This window comes from Aeribacillus sp. FSL k6-2211 (assembly GCF_037966125.1).
Classification (GTDB): domain Bacteria; phylum Bacillota; class Bacilli; order Bacillales; family Aeribacillaceae; genus Aeribacillus; species Aeribacillus composti.
Genome location: NZ_CP150190.1, coordinates 4017686 through 4030832 on the forward strand (window position 1 = coordinate 4017686; position 13147 = coordinate 4030832).

The following is a 13147-nucleotide window of genomic DNA, read 5'->3' on the forward strand; positions in this document are numbered from 1 at the left end:
TAAGATCACTCCCTAACAATTGTAAAATTTATGTGATCATAAAGTGTTTTATTTGAAAAATAATCTAACGCTGAAATGCTGATCGATTCTGTAGTCAATAGCCTCATAGGTATTTCATAATATTTGATCCACCCATACACAATTTTGTCAGATCCTGATAAAGGTTCATCCGCTAAAGGTTTACGAGTTTGAGAAGTAATATCCCTTCCACCATTATATATTCTAAGAAAGCCTGGACGCTCAGTACCTTCAACATAAATGGCAATTCTTATGTTTCTCCCTTTTAAAGGAGTGATTGCCGACAATTGATTTGTGAAATGATTTCCCATTCATTATCGTTTCCATCCGACGTAATACCAATTATCTGTAAATCCGTTAATGGTGGTGCGGATGCAGCTGAAGTTTTTGCAGGAAAGAATGCAAATACGAACGAAAATGATAGAACAGCCAGCGTAAAAATAACTCCGACAATTTTTTTCATAATAACCTCCTCCATATTTTATAAAATTTCCATTTTTTATATCGGTATAAACTGGAATATTTTTAATATAAAAACAAAATTTAACAAGAAGTATTCTGACCTCACATCCGCCTTTAATAAACCTTTAAAACTCTTAAACGAGTTGAAAAACGGCTCATCGCAACATTAAACCGTTTCAATTACCTTGTAAAATCAATTATAATAAGGGCAAAGATCATTTTTTTCCCTCGGGAACAGCAATCTTCAGAAAGCCGGAAAATGATTTATACAATCAATTATAGAAAAATCGCAAAAAAACACCGCTATCCGCTCAATCATGCACAATATAGGACAGCGGGAAAGTCTAACAAACATAAGTGAAAAAAGTGTGGTGAAAGCATTGTTTAAAATTTTGCTCATTGAAGATGACACCACCCTGTTTCATGAAATAAAAGAACGGTTATTACAATGGTCTTATGATGTATACGGCATTACTGACTTTGGAAAAGTGATTGAAGAATTTACAGCCATCAAGCCTGATTTGGTCATCATTGATATTCAGCTGCCAAAGTTTGATGGATTTCATTGGTGCCGAATGATCCGCTCCCATTCCAACGTTCCGATTATTTTTTTATCATCGCGGGATCACCCGACCGATATGGTGATGTCAATGCAGCTTGGAGCGGATGATTTTATACAAAAGCCGTTTCATTTCGAGGTGCTTATCGCAAAAATACAAGCAATTCTCCGCCGAGTATACAACTATAATACAGAACAAATGAAGCTGAAGGCATGGTGCGGGGCGACGGTCGATTATGAGAACAATACGGTCACAAATGATAAAGGAACAATTGAACTAACTAAAAATGAACTATTGATATTAAAGCATTTGCTTGAGAAGAAAAACAAAATCGTCAGCCGGACAGAATTAATCAAAAGCCTGTGGGAGGATGAGCGCTTTGTCAGCGATAATACATTAACGGTCAATGTCAATCGTTTGCGAAAAAAATTGGATGAGCTCGGGTTGGGACGCTTTATTGAAACGAAAGTCGGCCAAGGCTACATGGCAAAGGAAGAGGCAGCCGTATATGATTAAAAAATATATTATTGAAAGAAAGAGCTGGATCCTTCTCTTTTTATTCATGCAGCTGTTTATCCTTTTTATTTCTTATCTTGATTCAACCATTTCATTAAAGTCCGTTCTCTATATTGTCTTTTTATTGATGATTATTTTTTTCATTTTTGTCATCATCCGCTACAATAAAGAAACAAAGTTTTATAAAAGCTTGGAAGGATGGGAAAACAGCCTTGATTTAACAAGTATAGCGAATGCTGAAAGCCCTTTTGAAAAAATGATTGAACAGCGGATAATAAACCAAACGAAGCTTTTGAAACAAGAGGCTTCGCAAAATCGAATTGCGCTCGAGCAGGAAAAAGATGAATTGCTGTCATGGATTCATGAAGTTAAAACACCGCTGACAGCGATGCATTTAATCATTGAACGATTAGATGATGAAGTTATCAAAGCACAATTGACATATGAATGGCTGCGCATTCATCTGCTGCTTGACCAGCAGCTTCATCAAAAACGGATTCCTTTCATGGAAAATGATTTATATATTGAAAATGTTGCACTGGAACCACTCATTTTCAAAGAGATAAAAGCTTTGCAATCATGGTGTATGCAAAAAGGAATTGGGTTTGAGGTCGAGCTAGAGGCTGCCGAAGTGCTAAGCGATGCGAAATGGCTCGCCTTTATCATGAGACAGCTGTTAACAAATGCGGTAAAATACAGCGATTCATCCGATATCATCATTCAAAGCTATCGGCAAAATGATCAAACAATGATCAAAGTGAAGGATTTTGGCCGTGGCATTGACCCGAAGGATCTGCCGCGCATTTTTGACAAAGGCTTCACATCCACGACCGCACATCAGGACAATGCCTCAACAGGCATGGGATTATACTTGGCGAAAAAAGCCGCCGAAACATTGCTGATAGATATTAAAGTAGAGTCAAAGCTTGGAGAAGGAACGACTGTTACCTTAACCTTTCCAAAGAAAAATGAATTTGTCCGCATTACAAGCATGTGACAATTTTGTCACATGCTTTTTCATTTTGTTCGCTGAATCGAAGGAAAAATACAAGAAGGACGATTATGATAAAAATATCAAGGAGGGACGCGATATGTATATTTTAGAGGCAACAAAAATTTACAAAAGCTATGGAAACAAATTTAATAAACAAGAAGTGTTAAAGGGATTGGACATTCGTGTAGAAAAGGGAGAATTCGTCAGCATCATGGGGCCATCCGGCTCAGGGAAAACGACATTGCTCAATGTTCTATCCTCAATTGATCAAGTCAGCCAAGGAACGATCAAAATAGAAGGAACAGACATTGTCGGCATGAAAGAAAAACAGCTGGCGGAATTCCGCAAAAGACATTTAGGATTCATCTTTCAAGAATACAATTTGCTCGATACACTGACAGTGAAGGAAAACGTCCTGCTGCCTTTATCCATTACAAAAACAGCAAAAAAAGAAGCGGAACAAAAATTCAATGAACTGGCAACAGAACTGGGCATTTATGAAATAAAGGATAAATATCCAAACGAAATTTCCGGCGGCCAAAAACAGCGCACCTCAGCAGCAAGGGCATTTATTCACGAGCCGAGCATTATCTTTGCCGACGAGCCAACAGGCGCCCTTGATTCAAAATCGGCATCTGATCTGTTAAACAAGCTGCAAGAATTAAATCAAAAACGAAAAGCCACCATTGTCATGGTCACCCACGATCCGGTCGCAGCCAGTTTCTCAAGCAGGGTCATTTTCATAAAAGACGGGCAAATTTATACCCAATTAAATAGAGGGGAAGAAACAAGACAAACGTTCTTCCAACATATTATGAAAACCCAAGGGGTATTAGGCGGGGTGCAACATGAACGTTAAGCAGCTGATATTCCGTAATTTGAAAAAAAATCTGAAAAACTACTATTTATATGTATTTGCCTTAATGTTTACAGTAGCCCTTTATTTCGCGTTTGTCACATTGCAATATGATCCGTCAATGGATGCAACAAAAGGGTCGATTAAAGGGGCTGCTGCCATTCGAACAGCATCCGTATTATTGATTGTCATTGTGACTGTCTTTCTCTTGTATGCCAATAACATCTTCATTAAACGGCGCAGTAAAGAAATTGGCTTGCTTCAATTAATCGGCATGACAAAAGGGAAAATATTCCGCATTCTTACGGCTGAGAATTTTATCATTTATTTCAGCTCATTATTCATTGGAGTCTTTATTGGATTTGCCAGCTCCAAATTATTCATTATGATTTTGTTTAAAATTACCGGCGTCAATGCCATTGCAACGCTTACTTTTTCACCTAATGCTTTGATCCAAACAGTGATCGTTTTTAGTGCGATTTATCTTTGTATCATGTTGTTGAATTACGTATTTATTAAAAAGCAGAACATTTTATCTTTATTTAAAGTTGCTTCCACTACAGAAGTAAAAAAAGTATCCCTGTTGGAAATGATTATCGGGATTCTCGGCATATTCTTCATCATTATAGGCTACTATATTTCGTCTAAGTTATTTGGCGGCGATTTTACTACGATGAATGAGCTATTCCTTGCGATGATCTTTATACTAGGATCTGTCATTATCGGAACCTATTTATTTTATAAAGGGTCTGTCAGCTTTATTTTTTATCTCATTAGAAAAAAGAAGGATGGTTATTTAAATATTCATGAGGTACTATCTCTTTCATCGATTATGTTCCGAATGAAGTCAAATGCTTTATTATTAACGATCATTACAACCGTCTCTGCTCTTGCCATCGGATTGTTATCTTTAAGTTATATTTCCTACTATTCATCGGAAAAATCCGCTGAAAATTATGTCGCCGCCGATTTTGCTCTGACGAATGCGGAAGATGCAAAGCATTTTAAAGAAGCATTACATGCGCATCACATTCCATACAGTGAAAAAATGATTGATGTGATCCACGCAAACATCAATATGGAGAAAATATTAGATACAAAGCTGAAGGAATTGAAAGTTGACCCGGCATCCATGCCTCTCCCAATCATTAGTGACGACGATGTAGAAAAGATCAATCTGTCTCCAGATGAAACTCTTTTTGCAGGGTATAACGATATGATGCAGAAGTTTATGCCGCTGAAAAGTTCCGGTCAAATCGAATTAAAAGGCCGGCACGAAGTCATACCGCAAAAATATTTAGGTTTACAAAAGGAATACTACATTTCCTATTTTTTCACAGGCGGCGGCCTGCCTGTTGCCATTGTCGACGAAACGATATTTGACCGTTTACAAAAGGACATGGACATGAAACCGTCTGTTCATATAGGAATTGATATTCAAGATGAAGCTAAAATACAGGAAGCTAATGAAATCTTTCAAAAAACGACGTTTAGCGGCAATCATGATTCACGGCTCGCCATGAGCAGTAATCAAAAACGATCTATGGGGCTCAGCATGTTTATTGTCGGCTTTTTAGGTTTAACTTTTCTGATTACATCCGGCTGCATTCTTTATTTCAAACAAATGGATGAGAGCGAAGATGAAAAGCTAAATTATACCATTTTAAGAAAACTCGGCTTCACACAAGGCGACTTGCTCAAAGGAGTTCAAGCCAAACAAGCTTTTAATTTTGGGATTCCTTTGATCATCGGGCTTTTCCACAGCTACTTTGCCGTTCAATCAGGATGGTTTTTATTCGGCACAGAGCTCTGGACGCCAATGATTCTCGTCATGCTGCTATATACAGCTTTGTATTCGATTTTCGGCTTTCTCTCCGTACTTTATTATAAAAAAGTAATAAAAGCGGCTCTTTAATATTAAGGAACTGTCCAAAAAGTCAGTATAAGTTGACTTTTGGGAACCCCCTCTTTATTTTTAAAAAAACCGCCCGTGTGAAAAACGGGTAGTTTGTTCAACTTTATAGAAAAATATAAGCCTCAGCTCCCCACAGGGTGTCTGAGGCTTATATTTCATTATATGAATAACCCCCGAAATCCTCCCAAATCTCAAGCCGTAAAAAAATAAGAAAATCTGCACCGCTCGGCAATCAAGCTTTTATTTGGATACGACGGAAAAACGTTTATTAATGTGCTTACGGTTTTCAATTTCATCTACAAGTGCTATCGCATAGTCTCTATAACTGATGTAGCTTTGGCCTTCAGAGTTGACAGCAAGCACATCGCCTGAAACTTTATATTCACCTGTGCGCGGACCTTGCGGATCAAAAAATGCAGCTGGGCTAATATAAGTCCATTGAATCCCTTCAGAGTTTTCAAGATCTTGCAAATTTTGAGCTGAGCTTTTCGCTACCGGCAAATATTCTTTCGGAAAATCCGGTGTGTCAAAGAGGCGGGTTGTTTTCGCTTCATCGACAAACAGGCTGCCCGCTCCGCCTACAACAATAAGCCGCGTATTAGGCGCTCCTTTCAAGGCATTGATTAATACTTTTCCTGCCTCCACATGTTTATGCTCTTCACCAGGTGCAGTGCCAAATGCATTTACAACAACATCAAAATCTTTTATATCCTCTGATGTAATATCGAAAATATCCTTTTCAACAGCTGGTACATCAGTCACTTTAGAAGCATTGCGGACAATAGCCGTAACATCATGTCCTCGTTCCTTTGCTTCCTTTACTATTAAACTTCCTGCTTTTCCCGTTGCACCAATAACGGCAATTTTCATTAACAATTTTCCTCCCTTTATGTAACTAATTCAGTTACAAATTATATGTAACTATTATAGTTACAAATATAAATCCCTGTCAACTTATTGATTGAAGCTGTCATCCGGAAATCATTGCCTGCCAACCTGTTTGACAAAATTTCAAATTTGTCACTAAAATAGTGACAAATGGTGGTGGAAACTTATGATTAACAGCCGTTTAGCAGTGGCGATTCATATTATGATCTTAATAGCATCAAATCCCCTTGAGCATGTGTCTTCAGAATTTATTGCCAAAAGCGTCAACACGAATCCTGTGGTGATCCGGCGAATTACAAGCATGCTCAAGAAAGCGGGACTATTAACTTCCCATGCCGGCAGAACCGGAGCAAAATTAACAAAAAACCCTGAAGACATAACACTTTTGGATATTTTTAAAGCGGTCGAACCGAAAGACGAATTATTCGCCATTCACGAAAATCCGAACCCCAATTGTCCCGTTGGAAAAAACATTCAATCCGCCCTGGACAGCACATTTACGCGCGTTCAAAAAGCGATGGAAGACGAGCTGGCCAGCCAATCCCTAAAAGACGTAATGGGCCATTTCTTACAATAAGAATGGCCCATAAAAAATGAAGTGGTAGTTATTTCCTCTTTTTCGGCACTTATGACCGTTTCGCTGTTTTGAATAAGGTGAATGATTCATTTTTACTTTCATAAGTTTGCACGCATGCAGGGAATCTTTGAAATCGATTTTATTCCTCCATCAAGTGCTTGATTTCAAAATAAAAAGCATGGATAAATTTTTTCGTATTGATTCGTATAGACGATGCAGCTGCAGGCCGATCGGCTTTTAATTCCTCCATTTTTTGACGAACAGCAGTGAAATCAAAAAATTTGGATGAGTAATTTTCAAACTTTGGATGGATGAAGTCTGTGAGCCCAAGTGACGCTAAGTTGTTCAAGGAATGATAGATCGCCCTCCGCACACGTTGTTCAGACGCTTTAATTTCCCTTTTCAGCTCCTCTTCACTGGCTGCTTCTCCAAGCTTCTTCAACGCAATATTTCTAAATATCTCCTTTAATGAAGGAAATCCGCCGGCAAATGTTTTCTCTTGTTCGTAATCATATAAAAACTGCATGATTTCAATGAGATCTTTACTGCCGCTTTCTCCGGCAATGCCTAGTTCTGAAAGGAGGAATCGTGCACTGGCAGAAAGAGAATTTTCTTTATAAGGATTTACATTTTGCTTTAGAAGATGATCAACGTTCATAACACTATATAAAGAGTGATGGATATCCTGAATGGTTTTTTCCAAACGTATATGACCCATCACCTTCTTTAAGATTGACAATACTTCAATTTTATTAATCGGCTTCGTTATATAGTTTTCGATTCCGTATTCATAAGCTTGGCCGATCATATCCTTTGATTCCACCTGCGATATCATAACAATTTTTCCTTTAAAAATCGGCTTGATTTTCTTAATCGTTTCAATGCCGTCCTGAACGGGCATTAACAGGTCAACTAATAAAATATCGACTTTCTTCAAATTTAAAAATTCACCGCTAACATCAGCACCGTCTGCTGCTTCGCCGACGATCTCACCAAGTTCCTCGTCTTCAATGATATGCCATAGCATAGTACGAATTGACTCATCGTCATCTATTATAAAAAACCTCATAAAATCACCTTTTTTGGGTTAAATTTCCAATTGGCAGACGAACGATAAATGTTGCCCCTTTGCTATCTTCCTGATGCTCAATCATTACTTCCCCGTTAAGCTTTTCTGCCAATTCTTTCACATATGAAAGCCCAATACCTGTTGATGAATTGCCCGTGCTGTCGAATTTCAAGGTGAATCCTGGTTTAAAAATAATATCTTTATATTGATCGGGAATTCCGGGACCATCATCATGAACGCGTATTTGGAGCCAATCATTTTCCCGCTCCACTGCAATCTCAATGCTGCCAGTTCCTTTGATGGCCTCCACTGCGTTAGCGACAAGGTTATTCACAATGGAAATAAACGTATACACATGATACTCAGGATGTGACCCATTATATGCAATACTGAATTCAATGTTTTTCCCCAACAGCTCAGCATACTTCTCATGTGTTCGAACAATGATTGATAAAAGTGATCGGACATCTAAATAATCAAGGGAGCTTTCTTCTGAAATTACTTTTGAAAGTCCAGACAAAATGCGTTGATTATCTTTTTTGATCTCATGAACCTCGCCGGCAATCCTCAAGGCATGCCGTGAAAGCTCCTCCAGCGACAGCCTTTTCTTCCCTTTCCTGATCTCCTGCAATTTTTGATACAGGTTGTAAGATTGCCTCGTAATTTCCTCAGCATCTTGAACGGATTTTTTTAATAGCACCGACTCTTCGTAAAGGTTCGATACAAGCATGATCATATGTTCATTGCGTTTTTGAATTTCCGCTTCCCTTAGCTTAGATTCATGCAATTTTATCATACTAAATAAACCGATCACAAAAAAACTTCGGAATATGGCAATAATCATAATTTTATTAAAGGCATCTAAAGTCATAACCGTTCCAATCATAATATTTTCAGCGAGTAGCTCGACAATCCCGGCTGCCAATTCTATCACAATCCCCAAAAGGCCGATCACCCATGGTCGATTGTAAAATCGGTGAATTCTTAAAACAGAAAAAACAAGCGCATACGTGAAGTAATAGAAAAAATAAGGGGAATTTGTATGAATGGAAGCCATCCAATCAACAGATGTAAGGGATATCAAATCGAGAAGAACCCGAAATGTCACAATTGATAAGCCTGCAAGAACACCACATATAACAGCTGGTACCTTTCTCAGCCACAATAAAAAAATAAACAATGTTGGAGGTCCAAAACTCACCCGATAAACTTCATTAAATGGATAAAATTTAATTTCGCCAGCGAGCGGAACCAAAATGATCATTGCAACCAATAATTGAAGTTCTTTTTTTTCAAGAGAGTGCAAGTTCAATATTACCACAACCTTGTTATAATGGTTCCTCTTAAAAAATTGAATAAAAGTTAGAATTTTAAAAACGAAGTAAATAATCAATTTGTAGAATTTTGTAGATTTATCGTCTGATCTTGTAGTTTCAATTTTAAATTAGATGAGATAACTCGTAAGCGCTCTCGCAAACAACTCTACTAATTATTATAGCTTATTATTTCGACGAGTAATCATTTAAAAGATAATGATAATCAATTTTGTCATCCATTCGTTTTGGAGGCAATTATAAAAGAAAAGAGGTGCTATGATGAAAAGAATAAGCTTGGCTTGGCAAATTTTAATAGGTCTTGTACTAGGTATTGTTGTTGGTACTATTTTTTATGGTAACCCAGATGTTGCGAAATTTTTGCAGCCAATTGGGGATATATTTTTACGATTAATTAAAATGATCGTCATTCCAATTGTTATTTCCAGCTTAATTGTCGGTATTGCAAGTGTAGGTGATACAAAAAAGCTCGGAAAGCTTGGCGGAAAAACAATTTTGTATTTTGAAATTATTACAACTGTCGCCATTATTGTCGGACTTTTAGCAGCTAACATTTTTCAGCCTGGTTCCGGCGTCGATATGAGCTCATTAGAGAAAACAGATATTCATAGTTATGTCGATACGGCAGAAGCAGTTGAAAGCCACGGAATAGCTGATACATTTGTCAACATTGTTCCACCAAACATTTTCCAGGCATTTGTTGAAGGAAATATGCTGGCGATCATTTTCTTCTCTGTATTTTTCGGACTTGGAGTCACAGCCATCGGAGAGCGTGGAAAACCGATCATTGCCTTTTTCCAAGGTACAGCTGAAACGATGTTCTGGGTGACGAACCAAGTGATGAAATTTGCACCATTTGGTGTGTTTGCCCTTATCGGTGTGACTGTGTCTAAATTCGGTATCGAATCATTGGTGCCGTTGGGTAAATTAGTAATTGTCGGCTATGGAACAATGTTATTCTTCGTTGTCGTCGTTCTTGGATTTGTTGCAAAATTAGTCGGTCTAAACATTTTTCACATCATCCGTTTACTTAAAGAAGAGCTTATCCTTGCCTATTCAACCTCAAGCTCAGAAACAGTTATGCCAAGAATAATGGAGAAAATGGAGAAATTTGGATGCCCAAAATCCATTACAGCATTTGTCATTCCAACAGGTTATTCCTTTAACTTAGATGGTTCAACCCTATACCAAGCATTAGCAGCACTGTTTATAGCACAAATGTATGGCATTGATTTGTCCATCGCTGATCAAATTTCATTGGTGCTAGTATTAATGTTGACCTCAAAAGGAATTGCAGGCGTTCCAGGCGTTTCATTTGTTGTATTGTTGGCTACGCTGGGAGCAGTAGGCATCCCGCCTGAAGGTCTTGCATTTATCGCAGGTATTGACCGTATTCTCGATATGGCTAGAACAGTGGTCAATGTCATTGGAAATTCATTAGCCGCTGTCGTTATGTCTAAATGGGAAGGTCAGTTCGATGTTGAAAAAGCTATTTCATATATCAATTCTTTTAAAAATAATAAGCAATCCGCAGCTTAATATAACCGATATAATTCCAAAAACTTTGCAATCAAAAAGCCGGAGTGGTTATGATACCATTCCGGCTTTTGCTATAGATTGAAGATAATGATTTCAACAGCTTTGTTAGATTCATTCGTAAAAGATGATACTTCTGATCTTGATCGTTTTCTACATAGTTAAACGTTAAGAAAAAACAGAGCGTATTTTCCATCATTTCTGTCATTTCCTATTATTTCTTTATCTTTGTTTGTTCCAAAGTGCAATTCTTTCCCAAAAAGCTTTTCGCATGTAGAATGATTTTTCACAGGAATAAGCAGACAGCTCAAACTCGAAAAAAAGGTGTCACCTATAATGATTATTAAATAAAACTTGAAACTGTTTCCAAATTCAAGTATTATATAGAAAGACTTAGAAATAGGCACGTTTGAAAAAGTGAAAATTAATAATTTTATAGTGGACGGATGTTTATTTTCTTGTTGTCTTCAACACAAAATCACAATAGCCGAATCTGAAATAATTGGTGTATCGCTTAATTTTGCAAAATTACCATAAAACAACTTCTTCGTTTATTAGAGAGATAGAAACTTAAAAAACTTTGAACATATTTTTAAAAAGATAAATCAGGAGTTCCATTGCTTTCAATTCATTTCAGATTAGAAAAACCGTAAATTAAATTTATGGTATCTTAGGCTATTTAACTTATATAAGTTAGGGCCTTTGTTTAATCTAATTTTGAATAGTGGACGTGGTGAGCCGTCCGCGATTGCAAAAGTGAGCATTGCCTTATTTGCGCCATTTGCAAAAACACCACGTCCACAAAAGTTAAATCTCAAGGGAGTACTGTTTTCATATCTCTAATCTCCTAATGATTATTTTTCTTTTTAATACTAATATCTATAAAATTGTTGATAACGTTTGCAAGCAAGGAATCTCCAATTACACAAAACCATTTGTTTACCTTTTCCCTAATTCATCAATTAATTTTAATAAATTAGGATCTTCTATATAATTTTCTATAGTGATAATTCTTTTGTTTTTATGAGATAATCTTGCTCTTTCTAATAAATCTTTATGAACGACGATAATGTCAGTGTCTTCTGGAACATCCTCTATTCTATAATGTTTTACTTCAATACCGTCAATATTTGCTTTTTGCAGTCTTTTTCTAAATGTGGTTGCACCTAATGCACTGCTGCCGGCACCTGCATCGCAAGCAAATGAAATTTTACTTATTTTTGTATTAGACAGTTCATTAGATGGATTTAAAATTTGTTTCCCTTCAGATTTCATTGCTTTTGACTTTTCGATTGAACTTGTAAAATCTTCTTCATCTGTTTTTTTATCAAACTTTAATATTATTGCAGTAACGATGAAGGATACTACCGCAGCTACGATTACACCTGAAATGATTCCTAGGAAATTACCTTTAGGGGTTAAAGCTAAATAAGATATTATGGATCCCGGACTAGGTCCAGCTACAAGACCCGCATCGAAAAGATAAAAAGTTGTAATACCTGACATCCCGCCGGCAATCATTGCTAAAATTGTTAATGGTTTCATTAATACATATGGGAAGTATAACTCATGAATGCCTCCGAAGAAATGAATTATTATAGCACCCGGAGCAGTCCGCTTAGCAGCCTTTTTGCCGAAAAAGCTAAAAGCTAATAATAATCCAAGACCAGGTCCTGGGTTTGACGCAACGGTAAAGTAAATTGATTTTCCTGCTTCAAGCGTTTCTTGCATACCTAAAGGATAATATATTCCTTGATCAATGACGTTATTTAAAAACAATACTTTAGCTGGCTCATTAATAAGAGATAATAATGGTAAGTACCCTGTATCCACTAGAGATTTAATAGCGGATGAAACAACATTATTTGCCGCTTCAATAACCGGTCCTATAAAATAAAAGGAGAAAATCATTAGAAAGAAGCCTAAAATACCAATTGAAAAGTTATTAACAATCATTTCAAATCCTGCAGGTATTTTACCATCTATCAATTTATCAAATTTCTTTATAAGCCAGCCTCCCAAAGGACCAATAATCATCGCGCCTAAAAACATTGGTATATCGGATCCAACTATTAGCCCTATGGCTCCGATGGTACCCATTACAGCGCCCCTTTGGCCGGCAACCATTCTCCCTCCTGTGCTTGCTAAAAGCAAAGGCAATAAATACTTGATTGCCGGATCAACTATACTAGCAAGATTCTCATTTGGAAACCAGCCAGAAGGTATAAACAAAGCTGTTAATAACCCCCATGCAATAAAAGCTCCAATATTCGGCAAAACCATATTGGTCAAGAATCCTCCAACAGCTTGGATGCGTGCACGAAAAGATGGGGTTTTGGCTTTAATTACATTTTCCATGTATAACACCCTTTCTTCATATCAATATTTATAGAAGAAATTTCTATACTTTTTTGAAAAAAAA

The 13147-nt window shown here is 37.0% G+C and carries 12 protein-coding genes; 6 read left to right on the forward strand and 6 right to left on the reverse strand.

Going from position 1 to position 13147, the window contains the following annotated elements; genetic code table 11:
• Window positions 1–5: 5 nt before the first annotated feature.
• Together NSU19_RS19270 and NSU19_RS19275 are read right to left on the reverse strand one after the other, a co-directional pair.
• Window positions 6–329: a hypothetical protein gene (locus NSU19_RS19270; RefSeq protein WP_327873542.1), complete on the reverse strand. Its 324-nt coding sequence runs from the start codon at window positions 327–329 to the stop codon at window positions 6–8.
• Window positions 284–481, reverse strand: a complete 198-nt coding sequence (locus NSU19_RS19275; protein ID WP_327873541.1) for a hypothetical protein — start codon at window positions 479–481, stop codon at window positions 284–286. Before NSU19_RS19275 ends, NSU19_RS19270 begins: the two co-directional genes overlap by 46 nt.
• 379 nt (window positions 482–860) lie before the next feature.
• Between NSU19_RS19275 and NSU19_RS19280 the strand changes: the two genes are divergently transcribed.
• The 4 genes from NSU19_RS19280 (at window position 861) to NSU19_RS19295 (ending at window position 5321) form a co-directional block, all read left to right on the forward strand.
• Window positions 861–1556: a response regulator transcription factor gene (locus NSU19_RS19280; protein WP_144598308.1), complete on the forward strand. Its 696-nt coding sequence runs from the start codon at window positions 861–863 to the stop codon at window positions 1554–1556.
• Window positions 1549–2553 carry a sensor histidine kinase gene (locus tag NSU19_RS19285; RefSeq protein ID WP_063389122.1) on the forward strand — a complete coding sequence of 335 codons (1005 nt, stop codon included), beginning with the start codon at window positions 1549–1551 and terminating at the stop codon, window positions 2551–2553. Before NSU19_RS19280 ends, NSU19_RS19285 begins: the two co-directional genes overlap by 8 nt.
• A 94-nt stretch (window positions 2554–2647) precedes the next feature.
• Window positions 2648–3409, forward strand: a complete 762-nt coding sequence (locus tag NSU19_RS19290; RefSeq protein ID WP_339193663.1) for an ABC transporter ATP-binding protein — start codon at window positions 2648–2650, stop codon at window positions 3407–3409.
• The gene (locus tag NSU19_RS19295; protein WP_339198103.1) at window positions 3399–5321 is read left to right on the forward strand and encodes an ABC transporter permease; all 1923 of its coding nucleotides are present in this window, start codon (window positions 3399–3401) and stop codon (window positions 5319–5321) included. The genes NSU19_RS19290 and NSU19_RS19295 overlap by 11 nt, the downstream gene beginning before the upstream one ends.
• A gap of 240 nt (window positions 5322–5561) precedes the next feature.
• Here the strand turns inward: NSU19_RS19295 and NSU19_RS19300 are convergent, their stop codons facing one another.
• The gene (locus NSU19_RS19300) at window positions 5562–6191 is read right to left on the reverse strand and encodes an NAD(P)-dependent oxidoreductase (protein ID WP_094244775.1); all 630 of its coding nucleotides are present in this window, start codon (window positions 6189–6191) and stop codon (window positions 5562–5564) included.
• A 184-nt stretch (window positions 6192–6375) separates the two neighbouring features.
• Here NSU19_RS19300 and NSU19_RS19305 point away from each other — a divergent pair, with 184 nt between their 5' ends.
• The gene (locus tag NSU19_RS19305; protein ID WP_327873539.1) at window positions 6376–6786 is read left to right on the forward strand and encodes an Rrf2 family transcriptional regulator; all 411 of its coding nucleotides are present in this window, start codon (window positions 6376–6378) and stop codon (window positions 6784–6786) included.
• A gap of 139 nt (window positions 6787–6925) precedes the next feature.
• Here NSU19_RS19305 and NSU19_RS19310 read toward each other — a convergent pair whose 3' ends face one another.
• Together NSU19_RS19310 and NSU19_RS19315 are read right to left on the reverse strand one after the other, a co-directional pair.
• Complete coding sequence (locus NSU19_RS19310; RefSeq protein WP_339198105.1) at window positions 6926–7855, reverse strand: response regulator; 930 nt, start codon at window positions 7853–7855, stop codon at window positions 6926–6928.
• A gap of 4 nt (window positions 7856–7859) precedes the next feature.
• Entirely contained in the window at window positions 7860–9167 is a 1308-nt protein-coding gene (locus tag NSU19_RS19315; protein ID WP_339198108.1) for a sensor histidine kinase, read from the reverse strand.
• A 283-nt stretch (window positions 9168–9450) separates the two neighbouring features.
• Here NSU19_RS19315 and NSU19_RS19320 point away from each other — a divergent pair, with 283 nt between their 5' ends.
• Window positions 9451–10728, forward strand: coding sequence for a cation:dicarboxylase symporter family transporter (locus tag NSU19_RS19320; RefSeq protein ID WP_066251467.1), 1278 nt, complete (start codon window positions 9451–9453; stop codon window positions 10726–10728).
• Between the two features lie 936 nt (window positions 10729–11664).
• Here NSU19_RS19320 and NSU19_RS19325 read toward each other — a convergent pair.
• Window positions 11665–13083, reverse strand: a complete 1419-nt coding sequence (locus NSU19_RS19325) for a PTS mannitol transporter subunit IICB (protein WP_066251470.1) — start codon at window positions 13081–13083, stop codon at window positions 11665–11667.
• Between the last annotated feature and the right edge of the window lie 64 nt (window positions 13084–13147).